Source organism: Streptomyces flavusporus, from assembly GCF_046267975.1.
GTDB classification, from domain to species: Bacteria; Actinomycetota; Actinomycetes; order Streptomycetales; family Streptomycetaceae; genus Streptomyces; species Streptomyces flavusporus.
The window spans coordinates 5,330,464-5,355,240 of sequence record NZ_CP176503.1 but is presented as its reverse complement, the minus strand read 5'-3'; the positions used below and the strand labels follow the sequence as shown (position 1 = coordinate 5,355,240).

23 protein-coding genes and 1 tRNA gene are annotated in these 24,777 nt (G+C 71.1%); 12 read left to right on the top strand and 12 right to left on the bottom strand.

Annotated features, from left to right (window positions below):
- Positions 1 to 7: 7 nt before the first annotated feature.
- Positions 8 to 178 (bottom strand): hypothetical protein, encoded by a 171-nt coding sequence (locus ACKTSN_RS25430; protein WP_409471218.1) that lies wholly within the window; start codon positions 176 to 178, stop codon positions 8 to 10.
- A gap of 187 nt (positions 179 to 365) precedes the next feature.
- On the opposite strand from ACKTSN_RS25430, the gene ACKTSN_RS25425 reads away from it, so the two are divergent.
- The 4 genes from ACKTSN_RS25425 (at position 366) to ACKTSN_RS25410 (ending at position 3,926) form a co-directional block, all read left to right on the top strand.
- Positions 366 to 668 (top strand): trypco2 family protein, encoded by a 303-nt coding sequence (locus ACKTSN_RS25425; RefSeq protein ID WP_224736702.1) that lies wholly within the window; start codon positions 366 to 368, stop codon positions 666 to 668.
- Between the two features lie 41 nt (positions 669 to 709).
- Positions 710 to 1,780 (top strand): effector-associated domain 2-containing protein, encoded by a 1,071-nt coding sequence (locus ACKTSN_RS25420; protein WP_409471217.1) that lies wholly within the window; start codon positions 710 to 712, stop codon positions 1,778 to 1,780.
- A gap of 131 nt (positions 1,781 to 1,911) precedes the next feature.
- Positions 1,912 to 2,088 (top strand): hypothetical protein, encoded by a 177-nt coding sequence (locus tag ACKTSN_RS25415; protein WP_165396447.1) that lies wholly within the window; start codon positions 1,912 to 1,914, stop codon positions 2,086 to 2,088.
- A 14-nt stretch (positions 2,089 to 2,102) separates the two neighbouring features.
- Entirely contained in the window at positions 2,103 to 3,926 is a 1,824-nt protein-coding gene (locus ACKTSN_RS25410; RefSeq protein ID WP_409471216.1) for an HEXXH motif domain-containing protein, read from the top strand.
- Positions 3,927 to 3,989: 63 nt separating this feature from the next.
- Here ACKTSN_RS25410 and fxsT read toward each other — a convergent pair whose 3' ends face one another.
- The 3 genes from fxsT to ACKTSN_RS25395 form a co-directional block, all read right to left on the bottom strand.
- Entirely contained in the window at positions 3,990 to 7,826 is a 3,837-nt protein-coding gene (gene fxsT, locus ACKTSN_RS25405) for an FxSxx-COOH system tetratricopeptide repeat protein (RefSeq protein ID WP_409471215.1), read from the bottom strand.
- A gap of 401 nt (positions 7,827 to 8,227) precedes the next feature.
- Positions 8,228 to 9,709 carry an effector-associated domain 2-containing protein gene (locus ACKTSN_RS25400; RefSeq protein ID WP_409471214.1) on the bottom strand — a complete coding sequence of 494 codons (1,482 nt, stop codon included), beginning with the start codon at positions 9,707 to 9,709 and terminating at the stop codon, positions 8,228 to 8,230.
- A 126-nt stretch (positions 9,710 to 9,835) separates the two neighbouring features.
- Positions 9,836 to 9,909 (bottom strand) — tRNA-Thr (locus ACKTSN_RS25395).
- Between the two features lie 217 nt (positions 9,910 to 10,126).
- On the opposite strand from ACKTSN_RS25395, the gene ACKTSN_RS25390 reads away from it, so the two are divergent.
- The 3 genes from ACKTSN_RS25390 to ACKTSN_RS25380 all read left to right on the top strand — a co-directional run bounded on the left by ACKTSN_RS25390 (position 10,127) and on the right by ACKTSN_RS25380 (position 12,787).
- Positions 10,127 to 11,263 carry an ABC transporter ATP-binding protein gene (locus ACKTSN_RS25390; protein ID WP_409471213.1) on the top strand — a complete coding sequence of 379 codons (1,137 nt, stop codon included), beginning with the start codon at positions 10,127 to 10,129 and terminating at the stop codon, positions 11,261 to 11,263.
- A gap of 216 nt (positions 11,264 to 11,479) precedes the next feature.
- Entirely contained in the window at positions 11,480 to 11,935 is a 456-nt protein-coding gene (locus ACKTSN_RS25385) for a hypothetical protein (RefSeq protein ID WP_409471212.1), read from the top strand.
- Between the two features lie 120 nt (positions 11,936 to 12,055).
- Positions 12,056 to 12,787, top strand: coding sequence for a nucleotidyltransferase family protein (locus ACKTSN_RS25380; RefSeq protein WP_409471211.1), 732 nt, complete (start codon positions 12,056 to 12,058; stop codon positions 12,785 to 12,787).
- A gap of 80 nt (positions 12,788 to 12,867) precedes the next feature.
- Here the strand turns inward: ACKTSN_RS25380 and ACKTSN_RS25375 are convergent, their stop codons facing one another.
- The 6 genes from ACKTSN_RS25375 to ACKTSN_RS25350 form a co-directional block, all read right to left on the bottom strand.
- Entirely contained in the window at positions 12,868 to 14,604 is a 1,737-nt protein-coding gene (locus ACKTSN_RS25375) for a DoxX family protein (protein ID WP_409471210.1), read from the bottom strand.
- A gap of 118 nt (positions 14,605 to 14,722) precedes the next feature.
- Positions 14,723 to 15,661: a 23S rRNA (guanosine(2251)-2'-O)-methyltransferase RlmB gene (gene rlmB / locus ACKTSN_RS25370; protein WP_409471209.1), complete on the bottom strand. Its 939-nt coding sequence runs from the start codon at positions 15,659 to 15,661 to the stop codon at positions 14,723 to 14,725.
- 85 nt (positions 15,662 to 15,746) lie between these two features.
- Complete coding sequence (cysS, locus tag ACKTSN_RS25365; protein WP_409471208.1) at positions 15,747 to 17,147, bottom strand: cysteine--tRNA ligase; 1,401 nt, start codon at positions 17,145 to 17,147, stop codon at positions 15,747 to 15,749.
- An 86-nt stretch (positions 17,148 to 17,233) separates the two neighbouring features.
- Positions 17,234 to 17,728: a 2-C-methyl-D-erythritol 2,4-cyclodiphosphate synthase gene (ispF, locus tag ACKTSN_RS25360; RefSeq protein WP_409471207.1), complete on the bottom strand. Its 495-nt coding sequence runs from the start codon at positions 17,726 to 17,728 to the stop codon at positions 17,234 to 17,236.
- Positions 17,718 to 18,458, bottom strand: coding sequence for a 2-C-methyl-D-erythritol 4-phosphate cytidylyltransferase (gene ispD / locus ACKTSN_RS25355; protein ID WP_409471206.1), 741 nt, complete (start codon positions 18,456 to 18,458; stop codon positions 17,718 to 17,720). Before ispD ends, ispF begins: the two co-directional genes overlap by 11 nt.
- 293 nt (positions 18,459 to 18,751) lie before the next feature.
- Positions 18,752 to 19,234: a CarD family transcriptional regulator gene (locus tag ACKTSN_RS25350; RefSeq protein ID WP_003953493.1), complete on the bottom strand. Its 483-nt coding sequence runs from the start codon at positions 19,232 to 19,234 to the stop codon at positions 18,752 to 18,754.
- 584 nt (positions 19,235 to 19,818) lie between these two features.
- Between ACKTSN_RS25350 and ACKTSN_RS25345 the strand changes: the two genes are divergently transcribed.
- A complete protein-coding gene (locus ACKTSN_RS25345; protein ID WP_409471205.1) occupies positions 19,819 to 20,517 on the top strand; it encodes a DUF461 domain-containing protein in 699 nt (232 codons plus the stop codon).
- A 71-nt stretch (positions 20,518 to 20,588) separates the two neighbouring features.
- On the opposite strand, the gene ACKTSN_RS25340 is transcribed toward ACKTSN_RS25345, so the two are convergent.
- Positions 20,589 to 21,269 (bottom strand): response regulator transcription factor, encoded by a 681-nt coding sequence (locus tag ACKTSN_RS25340; RefSeq protein WP_129798507.1) that lies wholly within the window; start codon positions 21,267 to 21,269, stop codon positions 20,589 to 20,591.
- On the bottom strand, positions 21,266 to 22,579 hold the full coding sequence (locus ACKTSN_RS25335; RefSeq protein WP_409471204.1) for a sensor histidine kinase: 1,314 nt from the start codon (positions 22,577 to 22,579) through the stop codon (positions 21,266 to 21,268). Before ACKTSN_RS25335 ends, ACKTSN_RS25340 begins: the two co-directional genes overlap by 4 nt.
- 237 nt (positions 22,580 to 22,816) lie before the next feature.
- Here ACKTSN_RS25335 and phoU point away from each other — a divergent pair, with 237 nt between their 5' ends.
- The 4 genes from phoU (at position 22,817) to ACKTSN_RS25315 (ending at position 24,683) form a co-directional block, all read left to right on the top strand.
- Positions 22,817 to 23,494: a phosphate signaling complex protein PhoU gene (gene phoU / locus ACKTSN_RS25330; protein WP_409471203.1), complete on the top strand. Its 678-nt coding sequence runs from the start codon at positions 22,817 to 22,819 to the stop codon at positions 23,492 to 23,494.
- A gap of 125 nt (positions 23,495 to 23,619) precedes the next feature.
- Positions 23,620 to 23,781: a hypothetical protein gene (locus ACKTSN_RS25325; protein ID WP_409471202.1), complete on the top strand. Its 162-nt coding sequence runs from the start codon at positions 23,620 to 23,622 to the stop codon at positions 23,779 to 23,781.
- A gap of 113 nt (positions 23,782 to 23,894) precedes the next feature.
- Positions 23,895 to 24,143, top strand: a complete 249-nt coding sequence (locus tag ACKTSN_RS25320; protein WP_224734858.1) for an SCO4226 family nickel-binding protein — start codon at positions 23,895 to 23,897, stop codon at positions 24,141 to 24,143.
- A 135-nt stretch (positions 24,144 to 24,278) separates the two neighbouring features.
- Positions 24,279 to 24,683 carry a hypothetical protein gene (locus tag ACKTSN_RS25315; protein WP_409471201.1) on the top strand — a complete coding sequence of 135 codons (405 nt, stop codon included), beginning with the start codon at positions 24,279 to 24,281 and terminating at the stop codon, positions 24,681 to 24,683.
- The last annotated feature ends 94 nt before the right edge of the window (positions 24,684 to 24,777 follow it).

Below are 24,777 nucleotides of genomic sequence, written 5' to 3'. Positions count from 1 at the left end.
AGGGTGCCTATTCGTCGCGCTGTGGTTGGTAGCCGCCCAGGCTGCCGGCCGGGTCGTCGATACGGCTGAGCAGGCGCCGCATCGAGCCCTCGGCGGACGGCAGGTCCAGGGCGGGCCAGATGTCCAACGGGACGCCGCTGAGGTCGATCAGCTCCGACTCGACTCCGGACTTCTCCATGACGCCGTCCCCATGACTGTGGAAGTGAAGTGATGCGAACAATGCCTGATTTGTGCCACTACCTTGCAGTTTCGACACTTTCCAGGCCGCTGCATGACCCTAATGCACGCCTGGAGTCACACAGATCCAGGAATGCGGAATCCACCCGGATCGAGTGAAGGAAGGGCGGTCCGGGTAGGGACCGGACGTGATTGAACTCGCCGAGCTGATAGAGGAGTTGCGCCGCGAGCTGACCGCGGCACGCACCGCCGCGCAAGGGGAGGACCTGTACTTCGAGGTGGGCCCGGTGGAGCTGGAGGCGGCCGTCGTCGTGGAGCGGTCCGCGACGGCGGGCGGGAAGATCCGCTTCTGGGTGGTGGAGACCGGCGCGGACGGCCGGATGGCGGACAGCGTCACCCACCGGGTGAAGCTGACGCTCGATCCGCGCACCCGCAGCGGCGGCGGACGTGCGCCGTGGGTGGGCGACGACGAGGCCGAGGGCGAGCGCTGAGCGGGGTGACTCGGGCGCGTCGCGGACTGGAGCCGGCACGGGTGGCGGAGGTGCTGGTACGACGGCCCGAGGGCCGCGGCGCCGGACGCCGGGGTTCCGGCTACCGCGTCGGCCCGTCGTACGTCCTCACCGCCGCGCATGTCGTCCGTACCGCCGAGGGGGAGCGGCCCCAGGTGCACGTACGTTTCGAAGCCGACCGCCCCGACGAGTGGACCGCGCCCGCGCGCGTGATGCTGGCCTCCGAGAAGGCCGACGTGGCGCTCCTGGAGCTCACCGGGCCCGTGCCGCCCGGTATCCACGCGGCCGGGACCGAGCCGCCCGCGTACGGTGCCGTGTCCGACACGGACGAGCTGCTGCCGTGCAGCGCGCTGGGCTTCCCGCGGTTCAAGCTGCGCGAGGACCGGATGCGCCGGCTCGACGACGGCTCCCCCTCCCAGTACCGCGACTCCTGCCACGCCACCGGGATGATCTCGGTGCTGTCCAACCGCCGTGAGGGCACCCTCGAACTCGCGGTCACTCCACCGGAGTCGGACCCCGAACCCGACCGCTCCCCCTGGGCGGGCATGTCCGGTGCGGCGGTCTGGCATGACGGCACGCTGATCGGGCTGGTCAGCGCCCACCACCGCTCGGACGGTCTGGGCCGCCTCGCCGCCGTCCGCGTGGACCGCTGGTACGAGCTGCTGCCGAAGGCCGAGCTCACCCTGCTGCACCGGTACGCCGGACTGCCCGAGTCACCGCCCGAGCCGGCCGCCCTCTCTCCCGGCACCGCGGGCCCCGGCAGCCTGGCGCACCTGCCGGACGACCTGCCGCTGCGGGAACTCGACGGACTGGTGAGCGCGTTGACCGCACTGCCCACGGTGAGCGACCGCACCACCCTGGCGCTGGCGCTGGGCAGCATCGATCCGGTGATCGCGGCCATGAGCCCCCGCTCACCGGCGCTGCGTCCGGACGTGTTCGGGATCCTGCGCACCTGCCTGCGCTATCGCGGCACGTTGGACCAACTCATGGAAGCGATACGGTTGATGGAGGGCGACTCCGCCGGAGTGGCCCGTATGAACGAGGAGGCGGTGGAGCTGTCCCGGCGCCACCGCGGCGGTGATGACGACCGCTGACCTGATATCGCAGCACCGCGCGGATGTGGTGTTTCATCCAGGCTACGGCGGGCCATTATCAGGGGGATGTGAGCAGCCCGCATCCGCAATTGCAGCCGGGGGGAAGGGGTTTGGCCGTCATGGAGCCGTCTGTGGCCGCCGTCGAGTCCAGCCTTGTCGATCTCGCGGGGGTGTCTCTTGAAACACTGCGCTCCATTGACAGTCGATTTCTCGCCGCGTCCCTCGAGGAGCTGCAGCACGGGATCGACCACCCGCTGGCCAGTGTCAGCGACTTCGGAGACAAAGACGGCGTGGAGGCGTTCGACTGACGACGGGGCCGCCCATGAGTGCTGAGCCGTCCCTGCCGCATCATCGTGTCCCGCCCGGCAGCCTCGCCGAACTGACCCGCGGCGAGGGCGGACCGGCGACCGTGGACCTGCTGACCGCGGCCGAACGCAGCCGTCGGCTGCTGCTCTTACGGATGCTCGACGACGCCACGGACCTGGGTCCGGCGTGGGATCTGCTCAGCGCCGCCCAGCGCCGCGCCCCCGCCGTCGTCGACGAGCTGCTCATCTATCCGCAGACCGGGATGTGGCTGGCCACCGCACTGCGCCGGCTGCGCGCGAGCACCGCGGAGAAGGACGAACCGCCGCTGCCGGTGGTACTCGGCCATGTCCGCGCACTGGCCGCCGCGGCTGCGCTACGCGCGGAGCTCGACTTCACCGTCGAGGTACCCGTCCGGCACGGCCGGGTACCCCTGCCCACTCTGGGCTGCGCGGAGCTGCCCTCGGCCGAGCCGTGGACGACGGCCACCGTGCGGGCCGAAGCCGGACGTGCCGTGGTCGAGACGCCGGGGCACATGGTCGCCGTACCGCTGCCGCCGGGCTCGGCGGGGCCGGGGTGGCATCCGGTGCGCCGGCTCGCGGTCGGCCCGGCCGAACGCCGGCTGGAAGTCGCCCTGGACGACGTGGACCCGTACCGGACGTATCCGCAGCCGACCGAGCCGCGGCCGCTGCCCGAGGAGGCCGCGGCGCAGTGGCGGCAGATGCTGGAGCGGGCCTGGGGGGTGCTGCTGCGGGACCAGCCCGAGACGGCCGCCGCGATGCGGCGGGGCGTGTTCTCCCTGAGTCCCACCCCGACAAGGGAAAGGTTTCGGCCGCGCAGTGTGTCGTCAGGTGACGCGTTCGGCGGCATCGAGGCCTCGGAGCCGGACGACGCCGTCCAACTGGCCGTCACGCTCGTGCACGAGTTCCAGCACACCAAGCTGGGCGGGCTGCTGCATCTGACACCGCTCGTGAGCCGGGGCGCCGACAGCGGTACGGAGCTGTGGTACGCGCCCTGGCGGGACGACCCCCGCCCGCTCGAAGGGCTCCTTCAGGGCATCTACGCCTTCGTGGGCATCACCCGTTTCTGGCGTGCCCACCGCCGGGCCGCCGGTGCGCGGACCGCGACGGCGCACTTCGAGTTCGCGCTGTGGCGAGCCCACGTGACCACGGCGATGGAACAGATCCACCGTCATCCACGCCTCACCCCGCTCGGCATCACCCTGCTGGACACGCTGCGCGACCGCTGCGCGCAGTGGCTGGCCGAGCCCGTACCGGAGGACCAGCTGGCGGCGGCCCGGCTCTGCGTCGCCGACCATGTGGCGCGCTGGCGGGCCCACCATCTGCGGCCCGCCCCGGCAGCCGTGGACGAGGCGGTACGGGCCTGGCTGGCCGGCGAGAGCGGACCGCCCGGCGCCCTGGCGGCCGAGCCCGAGGTGGTGCCCGATCCCTCCGCACGGTGGCTGGACTGTCTGGCGATGCTCGTCCGCCACCGCCTCACCGGCGCGGACGACGACCGCCACTCCGAGGAGCCCGAGAAGGCCGCCGCACGGGTCACCGGAGCACTGGCCGGCGACGCCCTGCTGGCCGCCGGCGACGCCGTCGCGGCCCGTCAGGCATACGTGGCCCACCTGGCCGTGGAACCCGGACGGGCCGGCACCTGGGCGGGCCTCGGCCGGGCGCTCGCCACGTCGGACACGCACCCGATCGCGGCCCAACTACTGAGCCACCACCCCGAACGGGCCCGCGCGGTGCACGAGGCCCTGCTCCGCGTCACCGGCACCCCACCGGACCCTGTCCACCTGGCCACCTGGCTCGGCTCACCCTCGTCCGAAGCGCACTGACCGGACACGGCGGTGCCGCCCTTCCTCCGGAAGAGCGGCACCTCGGGTCGTACGCCCGTCACCTCACAGCGGCATCGGGTCGATGTCGCAGTTGGCCCGCTCCCGGGCCCGTGCCTGGAGCGTCGCCGGGTGAGGACCGGAGTCGGCGGAGCGCATCCGGGGTTCGTCCAGGACGCGCTCCAAGCGGGCCAGGACATCCGCGTGCAGCGTCTCGCCCTCCGCCTCACGGCCGACGGCGATGAGGTCCAGGGCGAGATTGGCGCCGCCCACCAGCGTGGTGGGGTGGTCCTCGCCCAGGCGCGCCAGGCACAACGCCCTTGTCTTCTCGCCGAGTTCACGGGCCTCGTCCGCCCGCCCCAGCGCGCTCAGATCGCTCGCCAGGTTGATGGCACAGGCCAGCGCGATCGGATGGCTCTCACCCAGGCGTTCGGTCAGCAACCGGAGCGCCTCCTCGTCGCGCTGCCTGGCCTCCTCGACCCGGCCCAGCAGACGGTAGGTCACCGCCAGGTCGATGTCGGCCGCCAGGACGTGCGGATGGTCGCTGCTGAACAGCCGCCCGAACCGCTCGCACGCCCGCTCGCCGCGGTCGCGGGCCGCCTCCAGCTCGCCGTTGTGCCGCAACGCCACCGCCAGGGCGAGCGCGGCCGTCAGGGACTCCGGGTGGGTGTCGCCGTAGCGGCGGGTGAACTGGTTGAACGCCTCGCGCGCCAGTTCCAGCGCGGTGGCGTGGTCGCCCTCCTTGCGGCAGGACTCGCTCAGCTGCCGGAGAGTCTGGAGGGTCGTGGGGTTGCCCGGCCCGAAGATGCTCCGATAGCCGTCGACGACCGCCTGCTGCAGGGACCGTGCGCCGATGTAGTCACCGGTCTCACGGACGTCGATGGCGATGCTCGCCTCGGTCATCAGCGACTGCCGGTGTTCACGGCCGTACAGCCGCGTCTTCATCGCGTGCGTTTCCCGGTCCAGTTCCAGCGCGCGCTGGAAGTCGCCGACGAGCCGGAGGCTCACGCCCAGGTTGTGGGCGGTGGCCAGCGTGGCGGGGTCGTCCTCGCCGAAGGCGCGGCGGGCCCGGTCGTAGGCCGTCTCGTCCAGTTCGGCGCCGGTGGCGAAGTCTCCCTGGACACGGCGTACCGCCGCCTCCAGGTTCATCGTCTCCAGCGCGTCCTCCCGGGTGTCCTCGCGGTCCGGGGGTGCCGTGCGGTCGTAGACGTCCTTGAGCTGGGCGGCGATCCGGGACGCGTCGTCGTACCGGCCCACCTTCAGATAGAGGAAGCCGAGCCACCACCCCATCAGGAGGGTCTGCTGGTCCTCCTCGCCGAACAGTCGCTGCCAGGTATCCCAGGCCTGCTCGGTGAACTCGCGGGCGACCTTGTGGTCGCCCCAGTACCAGAGGTATCTGGCGACGTTCCGCACGAGCTGGCGGACCCACGGCTGGTCGGACTCGATCGCGCCGGAGGCGATGACATGGCCGTAGAGCTCGGCGTAGCGCGGCCAGTTGGCGGCTGCTTGTGGTGCCTTCGGGTCGGCGGCGGCCAGGAGTGTGTGAGCGCCGTTTCGCATGCGTTTCTGTTCCTCGGCGGTCATCCGGTTGATGAGCACTGCCTGCACCAGGCGGTGCATCTCGATCGAGTTGGTCCGATGGTCTATGCGGGCGAGGGAGTACCGGTTGATCTCCCTTATGGCCCGCGCGAGACGCATCGGATCGTTCAGCGCTCGGTCGAGTTCCGGGTCGATGGTGCTGCCGCCGAGGCCGGAGAAGATGGAGCGCGAGATGGGGTCCGGCGCGAAGTAGGAGCAGAGCTGGAGCAGGCGCAGGGCGGTGAGGCTGCGGGTCTCGAGGTGGTCGAGGGAGACGTTCCACGCGGCGGCGACCGGGAGCTGGTAGTCCGGCGGCGGGGACACCTCGAGGAGCTCGCTGCGCTTGTGCTCGAACAGCCGCAGGTACTCCGACACCGGCATCCCGGTCTCCGCCCGCCAGGCCGCGGCCTGTTCCAGGGCGAGCGGGAGGTCACCCAGGGCGTCGGCAAGGCGGTCCGCCTCGGCGTCGTCGAGGTCGTCGGGACCGGAGCGGCGCAGCAGCTCCTTGCTCTCCTCGCGGGTGAACACGTCGACCTCCAGCGACGGTCCCACCACGCTCCAGCGGCGGTTGCGGGAGGTGACGAGGATGGTGCCGCTGCCCCCGGTGGGGAAGTAGTCGCGGACCCGCTCGGGACTGTCGGCGTTGTCGAAGATCAGCAGCCAGCGGGAGTACGGCCGCCCCTCGCGCAGCGCCTCGCGCACCGCGGGTCCCGCGATGTTGGCCTCTGACGTGGTGACGAGGCCGAGCCGCTGGGCGAGTTCCACCAGGGCCTGGCCGATCTGGCCGGGGCGCTCTGCGGGGATCCACCAGACGATGTCGTACTCGGACTGGTGCCGGTAGGCGTACTCGATGGCCAGCTGGGTCTTGCCGACACCGCCCATGCCGTGGATGGCCTCCGGCAGCACGGTCGTCGTCGTGCCCTCCCGCAGGCGCTCGCTCAGCCGTTCGAGCAGATCCACGCGACCGGTGAAGTTCGGGTTGCGTGGGGGGATGTTGCCCCAGATGCGCGGCTGCGTCGAACGCCCGCTCTCCACCGCGGGCTCCTGCTGCGTGGTGGACATGGCCGTGGCTCCTTCTGCAGTTGTCTCGTGCGCGCGAGGGGCTGGGTGCCCGGGGCGTGGGCCCGCGCCTTTGCGCAGGCTAACGGTGTTCTTGCGGTCGTAATCGCGTAGTGCGCGGGCGAGTCGCTCGGCTTGTGGCAGGAAACGTCCGGACAGAGCACGCAGCGCGGCCAGTTCGACGCGCAGGAACGCCACGTTGTGCCGGGTCACCGGCGGGACACGGGCCGCCTCGAGCGGATCGCCGGCCGGCTCGGTGCCCTGCGGGGCGAGCAGCGCCCGTACGTCGTGCAGCACCCGGACGGTGTCACGGCGGCGGGACAGCGCCAATAACTCCTGGCGGTTGTCCGCACCGAAGGTGAAGGCCACGCCCGCGGCGCGCTCGGCATCGCCGCTCGCCGGCCGCACCAGTCCGCTCATCAGCAGCTCGGTGAGGTGGGCGGGCCCGGCGCCCGACACCGACGCGGTGAGCGCCGTCATCACCGGCAGCGTCAGCGGGGCCGCCGCCAGCCGGGTGGCGAGCGCGAAGGCGGTGGGCGAGGCGGCGGCGCGGAACTCCGAGACGCGCTCCCGGGCGGGGACGGCGCTGTCGGGGTCGGGGACGTCATGGACCCAGGGCACCGCCCGCGCGGCGTCCGCCCGCCGCTTCCAGTCACGGGCGCGGACGCCGGACATCTCCGTCCACCCGGTCGCACGCCCGGCCACCAGGTCGACCCAGCAGGACAGGGAGCGCTCGGTCGGTTCCAGGACGGGGACCGGCACGACGCCGGCCCGGGCGGCCGCGTCGTCGACGGGTTCGAGGGGGGAGGTGCGCAGCTCCCACCGCAGGGAGTCGTTCGGCGCCCAGGGGTGTGCGGCGCCCAGGCGCATACGGTGCACGTCCAGGCCGGTGCGGAACCACAGCCGCTGCGGCAGCAGATGCAGCACGGCGAGCGGCTCGGACCGGCCGAGTTCCCGCAGCAGCGGCAGCACCGCGCCCGCCCGCCAGCCCGCGGCGAGGCCGTCGGTCAGCACCAGCACCACCCGGTGCCGGGTGTCGTTGGGGGGCAGGTGATCCAGCCGGATCCGGGTCGGCTCGGTGTCGTCCGAACTCAGGAGCCGCACGGTGGCGACCGGGCCCAGCCGCTCCTGACGGGCGAGCCCGTCGGCCAGCCGGGCGATCGTCGCCGCCCAGACGCTCATGCTCACGTGGTCGTCGACGACGAGCAGGACGGCCGGGCGGTCGGCCGGGTCCGACGGCTCCAGTCCGCTCAGGGCATGCAGCACGCCCTCGAATGACGTGTCGTCAGAAGTCGGTGGATATACGGGTCGTGGGCCGTCATCACGCTGCATAAGCGCCCTCGGAGCGTCCAGTGCTGCCCGAGCACGGGGGGAGGGCGGAGGAGGAGTCCCGCAGTCCGCGGGCATGCGTGACATCCACGTTGCCAAGCCTGGCAGCGGTCTGCTTGCGGTGCAAGACGGGAGTCCACCGGGCGGATGACGGGAGGGATCACAAGTCGACTGTCGGGAACGCGCCCCCGGTGGTGTGGAGTACGCAGGACGTCCGCTGGGGCCGTCTCGACCACCAGCGTGACACCCCGTCAACCCCCCGCGCAAGACCGTCGCAATCCGTTCCCCCATCGGTAATCGCGGCAGGATCGACTCGGCCTGTGCCTCGTTCCGCAGGGTCATGGCCCGTACCCCGACCCGGGCGGCCCCGGCTTGCGGTCGGGGTCGTCGAGCAGAATGGCCAGGTGGCGGCCCACATGCTGGTCCCAGCCGTCGGGTCCGAGTGCCAGGGCCTCTTTGCGCCACTTTCCGATGCGTTCCGCGAGACTTCCTAGCCCCCGGTCCTGCAGTATTTCGCCGATGGCGTCCTGGAACGACGGATCCGAGCAATCGCTGCGGTGCCAGACCATCGCGGGTACGCCGGCCCGCAACCCGGCCAGGACCTCCCGCCGGCCGGTGCCCGAGTCGTCGCCGGGCGGCTCGCTGAGCACCAGGCAGACTGCGTACCGGTCCTCCTTCAGCTCACGCTCCAGATGGAAGAAGTACGTCTCGTCCTGCTCCGGACGGCTCCAGTGCGGATGGCTGTCCGCCGGGCGCTCCCGAAGCTGGCGCCACTTGTTGTGCCAGGGCCGGTGCCACGCGGCCCGCTGCAACCGCTCGAGGCTGCGCACCACCACCGGGTAGTCCAGCGCCAGCGGGGTGGGCGAGTCGGACTCGGACTCCTTCGGCCACCACTCGACGGGCTCGTTCAGCAGCTCCCACGGCAGGATGAACTCCAGGAGGACGGGCTGCCGCAGGTCGGCCCATCTCTCCTCGACCTCCTCTATCAGCCCCTCCACCGCGCCGGGGAGCTCCTCCCGGTGCAGATGGACGGTCTCACCCCGCACGGGGTGCCAGCCCTCGGGGTCGGACTGACGCCAGTGCGACAGGTAGAAGCGGTCCGGCTCGACCCGGTCCGGCTCGAACTGGATCATCAAATACGCGGGGACGAGCGAGGGCGCGGCCTGCGGGAACTCCGAGTGCTGCCAGTCCGCCAGTGCGCCGTCCAGCCGCAGGGCGTGGGCCTGGCTGCGGGTGAAACGGCGCAGCACCTCGGCGTTGTCGGCCTGGCTCTCCGCCACCAGCCGGTCGGCACACAGCGCGAGGAAGGCCATGCTGGGCGGGAGTTCACCGTTGGGGGAGTTCTCCCCCGCCAGCCGCAGGAAGACCTGCCACCCGGTCCGGCACCAGGGGGGCAGTTCCTGCACCCGGGAGCGGCTCGCGCGGCGCGCCATGGTCGCCAGGTCCGGGGAGTTCATCGACAGCAGGACGGACCGTAACGGACGCAGATCGGCGTTGTTGAAGAAGTCGACGGCCTCCCATTCGTCCACCAGCGGCCACAGAGTGGCGACCGTCGCCGACTGCTGCTCCACGTACTCCAGCGAGCGCACCAGACAGGCCAGCCCGTCGCCGACCTCGGTGCACGCCTTGACGATCTGCAGCAGCCAGGGCCGCAGCCGGTCCCCGCCGAACGGCTCCACGGGCGAGGCCAGCTCGGCCGCGAGCATCTCCCGCCAGATCTCACGGCTGCTCGCCTGAATCACCGTGGCCGAGCCCTGCAGGGCGTCCACGATGGAGACGACCAGCTCGTTGCGGACCCGTTCCGGACTGCGCCCGTTCACCCCGTTACCTCCAGACAGCCGACGCGGTTCCCTGATGGTGCCGACCAGAGTACGGCCGTGGAGCGGGGCAGTGCAGGGGAAAGCGCGGGTCACCGGCACGGTCGGCCCGGGACCCGCACTGTTCGGAGCCCCCTGTCGGATTCGAACCGACGACCTTCGCTTTACAAGAGCGGCGCTCTGACCAGCTGAGCTAAGGAGGCCTGCACGCGCGCATGACGTGCGTGCCTGTGCAGTGTACCCAGGTCCCGGCCGAGCTCTGTCGAAAATTTCCGCGAAGTTCACAGCCTCCGGGCTACTGACAGAACAGGTGAACGGCAGGTACCGTCCTGAGCCAGTTCACTCTCGTGGACTACACCACCACCTTCCTACAACGGATCGTCCGGCACGTTCCTGCCGGTAGAAGGGGGCCCATTCACCATGGCCACTGTCTCGTTCGACAAGGCGACCCGGATCTACCCGGGTTCCACCAAGCCCGCCGTCGACGCACTCGACATCGAGATCGAGGACGGGGAGTTCCTCGTCCTGGTCGGTCCGTCCGGTTGCGGCAAGTCCACCTCCCTGCGGATGCTCGCGGGCCTGGAGGACGTCAACTCCGGCGCCATCCGCATCGGTGAGCGCGACGTCACGCACCTGCCGCCCAAGGACCGGGACATCGCCATGGTGTTCCAGAACTACGCCCTCTACCCGCACATGACCGTCGCCGACAACATGGGCTTCGCGCTCAAGATCGCCGGCGTCAACAAGACGGAGATCCGGCAGAAGGTCGAGGAGGCCGCGAAGATCCTCGACCTCACCGAGTACCTGGACCGCAAGCCGAAGGCGCTCTCCGGTGGTCAGCGCCAGCGTGTCGCCATGGGCCGCGCCATCGTGCGTGAGCCGCAGGTGTTCCTCATGGACGAGCCGCTGTCCAACCTGGACGCCAAGCTCCGCGTCTCCACCCGTACGCAGATCGCCTCGCTGCAGCGCCGCCTCGGCATCACCACCGTCTACGTCACCCACGACCAGGTCGAGGCCATGACGATGGGCGACCGGGTGGCCGTGCTGAAGGACGGTCTGCTCCAGCAGGTCGACTCGCCGCGCAACATGTACGACCGCCCGGCCAACCTCTTCGTGGCCGGCTTCATCGGCTCCCCGGCGATGAACCTCGTCGAGGTCCCGATCACCGACGGCGGCGTGAAGTTCGGCAACAGCGTGGTGCCGGTCAACCGCGAGGCGCTGAAGGCCGCCTCCGACAAGGGTGACCGCACCGTCACCGTCGGTGTCCGCCCCGAGCACTTCGACGTGGTCGAGCACAACGGCGGCGCCGCCTCCGCCCTGTCCAAGGACAGCGAGGACGCCCCGGCCGGTCTCGCCGTCTCCGTGAACGTCGTCGAGGAGCTCGGCGCCGACGGCTACGTCTACGGCAGCGCCAAGGTCGGCGACGACCTGAAGGACCTGGTCGTCCGCGTCAGCGGCCGCGCGGTCCCGGAGAAGGGCGCCACGCTGCACGTCGTGCCGCGGCCGGGCGAGATCCACGTCTTCTCGACCTCGACGGGCGAGCGGCTCTCCGACTGACGCGCGCCAAACACCCATCCCGGGTAATTCACCCAGGTTGACGAAAAGGGCCCCGCTGCCTGCGGCGGGGCCCTTTTTCTTGTCGACAAATACCCCGGCACACCGGCTCATTTCGAGCAGTGTTCGTCAACCTCGCACCAAAAAGAGGCCCTACTTCGCCCCCCGAACCGGTGACCAAATGTCGCCAAATCATTACCGGGCGCTACCCTCACTCGCGTGAAGCACTCCACCACCCAACCCACGCGACGCGGCCAGGGCCCCGCCCGCCGGATCGGCCGCACCCTCGCCCTCGTTCTGCCCGTCGTCCTGGTGCTCTCCGGGACCCTCGCGGTCACGCGGGTCAACTGGTCGGGGAACCCCGAGAGCTCGGTGCTCACCGCCTCGGACGTCTCGGCCTCCGGCGCCACGTCGCGCACCGCCACCCGCGCCCCGCACGAGGTGCTGCGCGACCAGCTCCTGACCGAGCTGCAGGAGCAGAACCCGGGCGTCGCACTCACCCACCTCCAGCAGGCCGTCAACGAGCGCCCCTCGCTCGCCGGGCACTGTGCGTCCATCGCCCGTGCCCTGGGCCGCGCCGCGGTCCGCATCTACGGCCCGACCCGAGCCCAGTCGTACGCCCGCCCCGTCTGTGACACCGCCTTCGCCTCAGGCATCCTCTCCACCCACGCCTGACCCCGCCCCTGGTCCCCTGCCCCGGCCACGCACGCTGACCGGGGCAGGGGCCCGGGGCCCGGCGCATGCCGGTCCCCCTCCCCGACCCCGCCATTCCCACCCCCGCGTACAGTGCCGGGCATGACCGATCCGAACGTCCTGTCTCGGCCCGTCCAAGCGGTCATCCTGGCCGGCGGTCAGGGCTCCCGGCTGCGCCCCTACACCGACGACCGGCCCAAGCCGATGGTCGAGATCCCCGGCACAGGGACGCCGATCATCGGCCACCAGCTGGCCTGGCTCGCCGAAGAGGGCGTGACCGACGTGGTGGTCAGCTGCGGCCACCTCGCCGAGGTCCTGCAGGAGTGGCTGGCGTCCGCCGACCTGCCGGTGACGGTCACGACCGTCGTCGAGACGGAGCCGCTCGGCCGCGGTGGCGGCCTGAAGTACGCCGCCGCTCGTCTCCCACACCCCGACCGGCCCTGGTACGCCACCAACGGCGACATCTGGACCCGCTTCTCGCTGCGCGACATGGCCGACTTCCACACCGAGCGCGACGCCGTGGCGACGCTCGCTCTGGCCCGCCCACGCCTCCCCTGGGGCGCGGTGCAGACGGACGGCTTCGGGCACATCACGGATTTCATCGAGGCCCCGCCGACGACGCACGAGATCAACGCGGGCGTCTACGTCTTCTCCCCCCAGTTCGCCACGATGCTCCCCGAGCGCGGCGACCACGAACGCACCACGTTCCCCCGTCTGGCCCGGGAACGCCGCCTGGCCGGCTTCCCGATCCCGCAGGGCGCCTACTGGCGTGCCATCGACACCGCGAAGGACCTCACGGAGGCCGCGAAGGAGCTGGCCGCACTGGGCCGTTGAGGAGAGGCTGCGAGCACGTACGACGGGGTCCCGCACAGCACACCGTGCGGGACCCCGTCGTCCACGACCGTCGTGGCTGCCTAGCCCAGCAGGCCGCCCACCAGTCCGGGCTCCCCGGAGGACGAGGACCCTCCGCCGGAGGAGCCGCCGGCGCCGGTGCCGCCCGGGGCGCCCGTGCCGCCGGTCGAGGCTCCGGCGGTCGGGCCGGCGCTGGTGCTCGGGGCCTGCTCGCCCGGGGTGGACTGCTGCGGCGGGGCCTGGCCCGCGGTGCCCTGGGTCTGGCTGGGCGAGCCGCCGGTGGCGGTACCGCTGTCGCCGGTGGCGCCCGGCGTGGTCGCGGCGCCTGCCGTGGGCGCGGCCGAGGTGGCGCCCGGGGTGGTCGCGGTGCCGGCCGTGGCCGACGGGGTGGTACTCCCCCGCTCACTGGGCTTCGACGGCAGCGGGGAGCCGGGCAGTTCGTTGCGCGGGGCCTCGCCGGGGCCGGGGACGACGACCCGGTCGGCGTCGCGGACGGCACCGCCGAGCAGCGAGCCGGTGAGCAGGGTCAGCCCGGTGACGACAGCGGTGACGAGGACGCCGCGGCGCAGGACGTAGCGGCGTAGCTCCCAGATGTCGGAGCGGGGTCCGAGCCGGCGCCAGGCGAGTGCGGCCAGCCGGCCGTCGACGGAGTAGACGGGCGCGCCTGCGATGATCAGCGGCGACCAGGCGGCGAGGTAGATGATGTCGGGGGCGTCGTAGGCGGGGACGCTCTTCCAGCTGACGGTGACGAGGAGCGCGGCGGACAGCAGCGCACCGCCGACCGCTGCGACCCGCTGCCAGCACCCCAGGACCGTGAGGACGCCCACGATGACCTGGGCGAAGGCGATCAGCAGCCCGGAGCCGACGGGGTGCTGGAGGGCGAACTGGCGCAGCGGCTCGGCGACTTCCCAGGGGTGCAGGGTGTTGAGCCACCTGACCATGGACCCGCGCTCGCCGCCGTCGAAGAAGACGGGGTCGCAGAGCTTGCCCATGCCGGCGTAGATGGAGATGCAGCCGAGGAAGACCCGCAGCGGGAGGAGGACGACGCCGAGGTTCATCCGGCGGCCGGGGTAGTACGCGTGCCGTGCGGGATCGTCGCCCTGGCGGCGGGTGCGCGTCCCGGTGGTGTCCTCACCGGCGGCGGTGTCGTCGTAGCCGCCGTACTCGTCGCGCTCGTCGTAGCTGTCGTAGCCGTCGAACTGCTCGCCCCGGTGGGCCGGTTCGTCGTAGGCGCTGCCGACGGTGCGCGTGTGCGGCAGCAGACGCGTCTCGCCGGTACCGGGGGTGCGCTGGGCGCCGATGACGGGGGTCTCGACGGTCTGGTCCAGCTCGTCGTAGTCGGCGTATCCGGTGTAGTGGCCACCGCCGTATCCGGCGTCGACGTCGATACGCGGGATGACCTGGGTGGCTCCGGCGTCGACGGCGGACTCCTCCGGATGGCGGACGCCCGCACCGCGCACGGCCTGGAGCAGGCGGTGGGCGCCGGTGTCGTCCGGGGCGGACCTGCCGCTCCAGACGACGGGACGGCGACGGGCGGCGCCGGCCGTCCGGTCCGCTCTGCCCGCCGTGCCGACGAGGGGTGTGCGGGCGGTGTCCGCGGCGGCGCTCAAGTGCCGTGCGACGCGCGGGGATTGGGCGCGCCCCGAGGAGGCGCCCAACTGCACGCGGAAGCTCGCATGGTTGACGATGATCTGCGCCGGATCGCTCGGCACCTTCACCATGCTCAGCGCGGGAGCGTCGTCGAATCCCGACGAGCGGTCCCCCGTGGGTGTGCGGGGTGTTCTGGTGTCCACACTCATCTAACCGAGTGACGTGTGATTAGGACACTGCTTTGACTCGCCGGAAGTGTCCGGACCGCGTCAAGCTTGTCCGGACCGCCCGGAACACCCCGAGTGGGTGACTACGAAGAACAGTTGTTCACGACCGTCGGCGGGCCGCCTCGTACAGCACGATCCCCGCCGCCACACCGGCGTTGAGCGACTCGGCCCCGCCCGGCATCGGAATCCGCACCCGGAAGTCGCAGGTCTCCCCGACGAGCCGGGACAGGCCCTTGCCCTCGCTGCCGACGACGATGGCGACGGGGCCGCCGAGGGCGTCCAGCTCACCGAGTTCGACGTCCCCGTCGGCGGCGAGTCCGACCACGACGATGCCGGCCTTCTTGTACGCCTCCAACGCGCGCGTGAGGTTGGTGGCCCGCGCGACCGGCGTACGGGCGGCCGTACCGGCGGACGTCTTCCAGGCGCCGGCGGTCATTCCGGCCGCGCGCCGCTCGGGCACGACCACGCCGTGCCCGCCGAACGCGGCGACGGAACGCACGACCGCGCCGAGGTTACGCGGGTCGGTCACCCCGTCGAGAGCGACGATCAGCGGGTCCTCGCCCTCGTCCGCGGCGGCGTCGGCGAGGTCCTCGGGGTGGGCGTACTCGTACGGCGGCACCTGGAGCACCAGGCCCTGGTGGTTGAGCCCGTTGGTCATGCGGTCGAGCTCGGGACGCGGCGCCTCCATGAGGTTGATGCCGCCGCGCTCGGCGGCGAGCTGGAGCGCCTCACGGACCCGCTCGTCGCTGTCGATGAACTGCTGGACGTACAGAGTGCTGGCGGGCACGCCCTCACGCAGCGCCTCGACGACCGGGTTGCGCCCGACGACCAGCTCGGACGCCGCCTTGCCGCCGCGGCGCTGCGGCGTACGGCCCTGCGCGCGACGGGCCTTCGCAGCGGCGGCCCGCTGCTTGGCGTGGCCCTTGCGCATCTCGGCGGGGGGCGTCGGCCCCTTGCCCTCGAGGGACCGGCGCCGCTTGCCGCCGCTGCCGACCTGCGCGCCCTTCTTGCCGGACATGCGGCGGTTGTTCGCGGCCATGACCTACCTGTCTGTGTGATGCGATGGAGTACGTACGTCAGTGCAAGTGTGCCGCCCGAGTGGCCGGGCGGCACATCCTGGGTGGTCAGCGCGGACCGGGCATCCAGCGCGGTCCCTGTGGGCTGTCCTCGACGGCGAGGCCGGCCTGCTTGAGCTGGTCGCGGATGGCGTCCGCGGTGGCCCAGTCCTTACGGGCGCGGGCCGCCTCACGCTGGTCGAGTACGAGGCGTACGAGGCTGTCGACGACGCCGTGCAGGTCTTCGCTGCGCTCACCCTCACCGGCCCACTGGGCGTCCAGCGGGTCGAGGCCGAGGACGCCGAGCATGGCGCGGACCTCGGCGAGGCGGGCGACGGCGGACTCCTTGTCGTCGGCGGCCAGCGCGCTGTTGCCCTGCCGGACCGTGTTGTGCACGACGGCGAGCGCCTGCGGCACGCCCAGGTCGTCGTCCATCGCCTCGGCGAAGGAGGGCGGCACCTCGGCGGCGGGCTCGACGGGGCCGCCGGCCAGCTCGACGACGCGCTGCACGAAGCCCTCGATCCGGGCGAACGCCGACTCGGCCTCGCACAGGGCGTCCACGCTGTACTCGATGGTCGAGCGGTAGTGCGGGGTGCCCAGGTAGTAGCGGAGCACGATCGGGCGCCACTGCTTGACCATCTCGGACACGAGCACCGAGTTGCCCAGCGACTTGGACATCTTCTCGCCGCTCATGGTGACCCAGGCGTTGTGCAGCCAGTACTGGGCGAAGTCGTCGCCGAAGGCCTTGGCCTGGGCGATCTCGTTCTCGTGGTGCGGGAAGACCAGATCCAGGCCGCCACCGTGGATGTCGAAGGCCCTGCCCAGGTACTTGTGCGCCATGGCCGAGCACTCCAGGTGCCAGCCGGGACGCCCGCGGCCCCACGGGCTCTCCCAGTCGGGCTCGCCGGGCTTGGTGGCCTTCCACATGGCGAAGTCGCGCGGGTCGCGCTTGCCGGTGATGCCCTCCTCGGCGGGCTGGCGCATCTCCTCCAGGTCCTGCCGGGACAGCTCCAGGTAGGCGGGCCAGGACCGTACGTCGAAGTAGACGCTGCCGTCGGCCTCGTAGGCGTGTCCGCGCTCGATGAGGCCGCGCATCATCTCGACCATCTCGGTGATGTGGCCGGTGGCACGCGGCTCGTACGTCGGCGGCAGGCAGCCGAGCGCGCGGTAACCGTCGTCGAAGGCGCGCTCGTTGTCGTAGCCGATGGACCACCAGGGGCGGTTCTGCTCGGCCGCCTTCCAGATGATCTTGTCGTCGATGTCGGTGACGTTCCGGATGAACGTCACCTCGTAGCCGCGGTACTCGAACCAGCGGCGCATGATGTCGAAGTTGAGGCCCGAGCGGATGTGCCCGATGTGGGGTGCCGCCTGCACGGTGGCACCACACAGGTAGATCGAGACACAACCCGGCGTGAGCGGGGTGAAGTCACGGATCTGCCGGGCGCTGGTGTCGTACAGGCGAATAGTCACCACTCCAGGGTAGTGGGCCGGGAGCTGTGCCTCGTGCCGCTTGTGGACAAGGTGCACCTTTTCGTGACGCCCCCTCCCAGGTGCCGTCAGCCGGTGCGCACCACAAGTGCCGTCGCCACCGCCATCAGGCCTTCCTCGCGCCCCGGGAAGCCGAGCCCGTCCGTCGTCGCGCCGGAGACGGACACCGGTGCTCCCGCCGCCTCGGACAGGACCTTCTGGGCCTCGTCCCGCCGCTTGCCGATCTTCGGCCGGGCCCCGACGACCTGCACCGCGATATTGCCGATCCGGAACCCCGCCTCACGCACGATCCGCGCCGCCTCCGTCAGCAGCGCCACCCCGGACGCCCCGGACCACTCCGGCCGTCCGGTCCCGAAGTGCTGCCCCAGGTCACCGAGCCCGGCGGCGGAGAACAGCGCGTTGCACGCGGCGTGCGCCACGACGTCCGCGTCGGAGTGCCCGGCCAGGCCCGGTCCCTCGCCCTCCCACTTCAGGCCGGCGCACCACAGCTCGCGGCCCTCCTCGAAGGCATGGATGTCGGTGCCGATGCCGACCTGGGGAAGCAGCGGTGCCTCAGAAGCCATCGGTCAGCCTCCGGCGCGCCAGGACCGCCTCCGCCAGCACCAGGTCCAGCGGGCGGGTGACCTTGAAGGCCTCCTCGTGCCCGGGTACGACGACGACCTGTTCCCCGAGCTGTTCGACCATGCTCGCGTCGTCGGTGACGTTGTCGGTGACCGTCTCGTGGGCGCGCAGCAGGACCTCGCGATCGAAACCCTGCGGTGTCTGCACCGCACGCAGCCGGGCCCGCGCGGGCGTGGCCACCACGGGCTCCGGCGCACCGGGGGTCTCGGCGGGCTCGACCTCCTTCACCGTGTCCGCGAGCGGCAGGGCCGGCACCACGGCCGGCGCACCGGCGCGCACCGCCTCGATCACGGCGTCCACGGTGTCGACCGGCACCAGCGGCCGGGCGGCGTCGTGCACGAGGACGATGTCGTAGCCGGGCGGCAGGGCGACCAGGCCGAGCTTCACGCTCTCCTGGCGGGACTGTCCGCCCGGTACGACGAGGAAGTCGGTGCGCTCGGGCAGCACGTCCGCGTCGAGCAGTGACTTGACCTCGGCGGCTCCCTCGGGCGGGGCCACGACGACCACGAGGGAGACGGCGCGGGACGCGGCCAGGGCGCGTACCGCGTGGATGAGCATGGGGGTGCCGTTCAGCGCGCGCAGCGCCTTGGGGGCGCCCGGGCCGAGGCGTACGCCCCGGCCGGCGGCGGGAATCACCGCGGCGGTACGCGAAGGGCGCGAATCGTCAGACATCGGTTCCTGTCAGGTTTGTGTGCTCGGCCTACTTGGGTATGGCCTCAGCGTGCCGGGCGCACAACGGCTTGACAGGACCCTTCCGTGACCCTCGTCGAGCCTCCTGCCCGAGCCCGGCATGCACAGTACCGGGGGGAGATTCCCTCGGCATATGGCGTACGGCGTACGAGCATGCCCGGCCCGGGTGCGAACATGCCGCAGCGCCCGGCGACAGCAATACGTCATCGGGCACCACAGCATTTCGACGTGCCGGCTTTTGATGTCCACAGCGGCAGCGGGCCTGCTGCCTCGCGTCAGGAGGCGAGCACCTCGTCGAGCAGGGCCTCGGCCTTGTCCTCGTTCGTGTTCTCCGCGAGGGCGAGCTCGCTCACCAGGATCTGGCGAGCCTTGGCGAGCATGCGCTTCTCACCGGCGGAGAGTCCACGCTCGCGCTCACGACGCCACAGGTCACGTACGACTTCCGCGACCTTGATGACATCGCCGGAGGCGAGCTTCTCCAGGTTTGCCTTGTAACGACGGGACCAGTTCGTGGGCTCCTCGGCATACGGCGCGCGCAGCACCTCGAAGACCCGGTCCAGCCCGTCCTGACCGACCACATCACGTACGCCGACGAACTCCGCATTGTCCGCTGGCACACGCACCGTCAGGTCACCCTGGGCGACCTTCAGCACCAAGTAGGTCTTGTCCACGCCTTTGATCTGGCGAGTTTCGATGGCCTCGATCAGCGCGGCCCCGTGATGGGGATAGACCACGGTGTCGCCAACCTTGAACGTCATGTGACAGGTACCCCTTCCGTGGCTATCCAGGGTAACACGGAAACGGCAGCTTCTGAATGGCGTTTTCGCAGGTCAGGGCATATCTCGGGGCTTGACAACAGCAACAGGAACGTGCTTCGCCGGACCCGCGGAGCAAAGTATTCGCAGGTCGGAGCGGCTCTCCGGGGCGGGCGAAACGTGCACGTTACGCACCTCCGACGGCTCCATCAACCAGCCGAACGTCCCTAAATGTCCGGTTCCAAACGCTCGACTTCCGCTACTCCGTTCGGCGTCCGGGGGTCGCTGTGAGACGAATCCGGAATTGATCACGACACCCCCGTCACGACCGTGCCGGTGATCAATTCCGGGCCGACCACGCATTCCTTCACCCACATTTCGCGAAGGCTTATGTGAATGCCGTACGAGCGCGTCACACGCCGGAACAGGACACCCGGCCGTACGCCCTGCCGAGCGAAGCCGGGCGCCCGCGGGGGAGGGTCGGGTGCGGCCGCGCGGGAACGGCTCGGTAACCTGGGGCCGCTGACAGCCACTTAGGGCGGCTTTACAAGGAAAGCTGCCCCTGCGTTCAAGGAGTTGCCGCCGCCGTGAGCAGCAGCCTTCGACGCGGCGCCCTCGCCGCCTCCGCCATCGCGTTCTCGATCGCCTCGCTCGCCGCCTGCGGCGCCGGCAACAACTCCCAGACACTGGAGATCCAGCCGGACCACGCGGCCACCAGCGTCGGCGACATCAAGATCCAGAACGCTATGGTCATCACCCAGCCCGACCCGGAGGCGACCGGCCCGGCCGTCGTCTCCGCCACCGTCTTCAACAGCGGCAGGGCCGCCCAGACGCTGGACTCCATCACCGTCGACGGCGCCGGCACCGCCAAGATCTCGCCCGCGACCGGCAGGGGCACGCTGTCCGTCCCGGCCGGCGGCTCGGTCGTCATCGGCGGCAAGGGCAACGCCTCGGCCGTGCTGAGCGACGGCGAGGGCGTCACCGACGGCGACGCGCAGAAGGTCACCTTCTCCTTCAGCCGGACCGGTGACGTGAGCCTGCGTGCCTTCGTCGTCCCGGCCGAGAGCTACTTCACCTCGTGGGGCCCGACGGAGGTGCCGGCCGCGCCCGGGGCTTCGGCCTCCACGAGCGAGGAGCCCGCCGAAGGCACCGAGGGTGCGTCGGGCTCGCCGAACGAGACCGGGTCCGCCACCGGCACGCCGGCCGACCCGGAGTCCGGCACCCCGACCGACGCGGCGTCCGCGTCGGTGACGGAGTCGCCCGCGGAAGAGGACGCCGGTCACTGAGCAGCGTCGTACGCACAGAAGGGCGGGACCTCACTGGGAGGTCCCGCCCTTCTGTGCGTACGCGCTGCGGTTTACGGCTCAAACTTGTAGCCGAGTCCTCGCACCGTCACCAGATACCTCGGCGCGCCCGGATCCGGCTCGATCTTGGCGCGCAGTCGCTTGACGTGGACGTCGAGGGTTTTGGTGTCACCGACGTAGTCGGCGCCCCAGACGCGGTCGATGAGCTGCATACGGGTCAGCACGCGGCCGGCGTTGCGCAGCAGCATCTCCAGCAGATCGAACTCCTTCAGCGGCAGGTCGACCTTGGAGCCGCCGACGGTGACCACATGGCGGTCGACGTCCATTCGGACCGGGCCGGCCTCCAGCGCGGCCGGGGCCACCTCCTCCGGCTCGCCGCGGCGGCGCAGCACGGCGCGGATGCGGGCGACCAGCTCGCGGGTGGAGAAGGGCTTGGTGACGTAGTCGTCGGCTCCTATTTCGAGACCGACCACCTTGTCGATCTCGCTGTCCTTGGCGGTCACCATGATGACGGGGACGTTGGAGCGGCCGCGCAGCTGACGGCACACCTCGGTGCCCGGCAGTCCGGGCAGCATCAGGTCGAGGAGGACGAGGTCGGCGCCGTTGCGCTCGAACTCGTCGAGTCCGTCGGGCCCGGTGGTCGCGACGGCGACCTCGAAGCCCTCCTTGCGGAGCATGTATGACAGAGCGTCGGAGAAGGACTCCTCGTCCTCGACGACGAGCACTCGGGTCACGGAAGGACCTCCGGGGCAGGAAGTGATTCGTACGGGGGTGTGTCGGGGGACGAGTCGGCGGACTGCCCGGCCTCGTCAGGAGCGGGGTGCTGGTGCGCCCGGTCGCGGGCCTGGCCCGCCTCCGGCAGCCGCAGCGTGAAGGTGGAGCCCTGTCCCTCCGAGCTCCACACCGTGACCTCCCCGCCGTGCGAGGCGGCCACGTGCTTGACGATCGCCAGCCCGAGGCCCGTACCACCGGTGGCACGGGAGCGGGCCGGGTCTACTCGGTAGAAGCGCTCGAAGATGCGCTCCTTGTCCTTGTCGGAGATGCCGATGCCCTGGTCGGTGACGGCGATCTCGATGATGTCCCCGCCGGAGCCGTTCACCCGGCGGGCGGCGATGCCGACGCGGGTGCGGGCGGGAGAGTAGTTGACGGCGTTCTCGACCAGGTTGCCGAGGGCCGCGGCCAGCTTGCTGCGGTTTCCCCAGACATGCAGGTCGGCGGTGCCGCCCACCCGTCGCCCACCACCACCCTGACCGAGCCCTTCGGGCGCCCATACATTCGAGGCCATGGTGATCTGCTTGGTGCCCGCCTGGTGGCGGCACCGGTCGATGGCCTCGGCGACCAGCTCGTCCACCCGGACCGGCTCGGCGTCCTCCAGCGGGTCGTCGTTCTGGACCCGGGAGAGGTCGATGAGCTCCTGCACCAGGTTGGTCAGCCGGGTCGCCTCGATCTGCATCCGGCCGGCGAAGCGCTCCACGGCCTCGGGGTCGTCGGAGGCGTCCATGACGGCCTCGGACAGGAGGGAGAGCGCGCCGACGGGGGTCTTGAGCTCGTGGCTGACATTGGCGACGAAGTCGCGTCGTACCGCCTCTATCCGGCGGGCCTCGGTGAGGTCCTCGACCAGCAGCAGCACCAGCCGGGAGCCCAGCGGGGCGACCCGGGCGGAGACGGCGAGGGCCTCGCCGCGGCCGCTGCCGCGCCGGGGCAGGTCCAGCTCCACCTGGCGTATCTCACCGTCGCGCCGGGTGTCGCGGGCCATCTGCAGCATGGGGTCGACGGCGAGCTTGCCGCCGCGGACCAGTCCGAGGGCGTACGCCGCGGAGCTGGCCTTGACGACGGCGTCGGCCTCGTCCAGGACGACGGCCGAGGAGCGCAGCACGGACAGCACCGTGTCGACGCCGGGCGGAAGCACCGGGTCGGTGTGCAGGGAGGTCCGGGTGGGGCGCTTCAGGTCGCGTTCGCTCCAGCGGAACGCCAGCATGGCGATGACACCGGTGAGCACACCGGCGATCGCTGCCGCTGCGGCGACCGCCGCGTTCACGTCCATGCATCCAGGTTAGGCATGCCCTAATGGTTGCCCACAGCCGTCCGGGTGCGAGCTCGAACACTCGTCGCCCAGAGTTCACCTTGGAGCCAGGGATGGTTCATTCGAGGGGGCGGAAACGGACGCGTAGGGACCGGAACGTGGGAGCGTGGGATTCGTAAGACCGGCTTTCACCACGGGCCACCGGCCCTCTGAATCCCCGAATGAATCCCCCCAGAAATCGCACGAGAGGGAACCCTGATGCGGGACGCGTACCACGAGGAACTGGACTCGATCGGCGACAGCCTGGTCGAGATGGCCCGGCTGGTCGGGTCGGCGATCGGGCGCGCCACGACAGCCATTCTCGATGCCGACCTGAAGCTGGCCGAGAACGTGATCGAGGCCGACAAGAAGGTCGACGAGCTCCAGCACGACCTGGAGGCCCGGGCGATAGCCCTGCTGGCCCGCCAGCAGCCGGTGGCCACGGACCTCCGGATAGTGGTCACCTCGCTGCGCATGAGCGCCGACCTCGAACGCTCCGGCGATCTCGCCCAGCACGTGGCGAAGCTCGCCCGACTGCGCTTCCCCGAGCGGGCGGTCCCGCACGACCTGCACGCCACGATCCTGGAGATGGGCCAGCTCGCGCAGCGCCTGATGGCCAAGACCGCCGAGGTCCTCGTCACCAAGGACGTCGATCTGGCGATGCAGCTGGAAACCGACGACGACGCGATGGACCTGCTGCACCGCACGCTGTTCCAGCACCTCATCGACGAGCGCTGGAAGCACGGCATCGAGACCGCGGTCGACGTCACGCTCCTCGGCCGCTACTACGAGCGCTTCGCCGACCACGCGGTGGCCGTCGCCAAGCGCGTGGTGTTCCTGGTCACCGGCGAGCACGCGGACGAGCTCCAGCCCGAGATCCACGTCGAAGGGGCCTGAGCGACGGGCGCGCGAAACCCCTGACCGGGCCGGGCCGCTGCGTGCGCGAGCCACAGTGCGCCGTTGATGCGCCCGGCAAACGGGGCTGCAATGGGCTGACAGGCACCAGCCTTGAGGAGGGACCCATGGCCGAATCCCCCAGCACGCCCGGTACGACGCCCGACCCCACCCAGGAACGCGCCAGCGAACAGCCCGTCGAGATCAACAGCCTCACGCTCATCGGCGCGTGCGGCTGCGGCTCGGGCTGCACGTGCGGCTGCCAGCAGGGCAATCCCTGCCAGTGCTGACTCCGCTCCACGACGCCTGAGGGCTCCCGGCGCCGGCGCCGGGGGCCCTTCGCGTCGCCCTGCCTACGGCACGGGCGCAGCATGGAGTAAGGACGGGAAGGAGGTGCGAGGCCATGGCTGAGTTCATGGACGTCCATCACGACATGCGGGGCATCACAGCCGACCAGCTGCGCCAGGCCCACCAGGCCGACCTCGCGATAGAAGGGGAAGAGGGCGTGCACTTCAAGCAGGCCTGGGCGGACCCGGACTCCGGAGTCGTCTACTGCCTGTCCGAGGCCCCCTCGGCGGAAGCGGTCCAGCGCATCCACGAACGCGCCGGCCACAAGGCGGACGAGATCCATCCGGTACCGCTGACGGTCTGACCCGACGCCACGCAATCACCGACGGCCCCTGCCCGCGGAACGCGCAGACGGGGGCCGAGGAGATCGACCGATCGGGTCGAGTTGCCTGCCCAAGGGCTTGTCGGCCTTCTTCCTGGGCCCTTTTCGGCCCAGGGTGTGATCATGAAGACCCTGCGATTGCACTGTCTGCACCGCTCCGTCGCGAGCGCGGCTGCAGCAGCCGTCATCAGCCTTGCAGCAGCCCTGACCGCCGCCTCACCAGCCGCGGCCCAGGAGGATCCGGCCTCTGCCCGGCAGACATGCCGAGTGACCGTGGAACAGAGGCGGGGCGGCCTCGAACAAGTCATGTGGGCCCTCATGGCCGGCCCCCAGGCCAACACGGCGCTGCAGGAATACTGCTCACCTCAGCGTCAGGACCAGGGCGACGGTCAACGTCAGGACCAGGGCGACGGTCAACGTCAGGACCAGGGCGACGGCCGTACCCAGAGCGACGATGCACGTCTCCCGGCTTCCGGCGACATGACCGACGGCGGGCAGGCGACGCAGAGCGGTAACCCCTGACAGTCACCCGGTGCGCGGGGCCACTTCGGACGCGGCCCGAACACCTTTGAGGACCTGCGACGGCCCCGAGTTGCCACGAGCCCCCTGCCGGCGG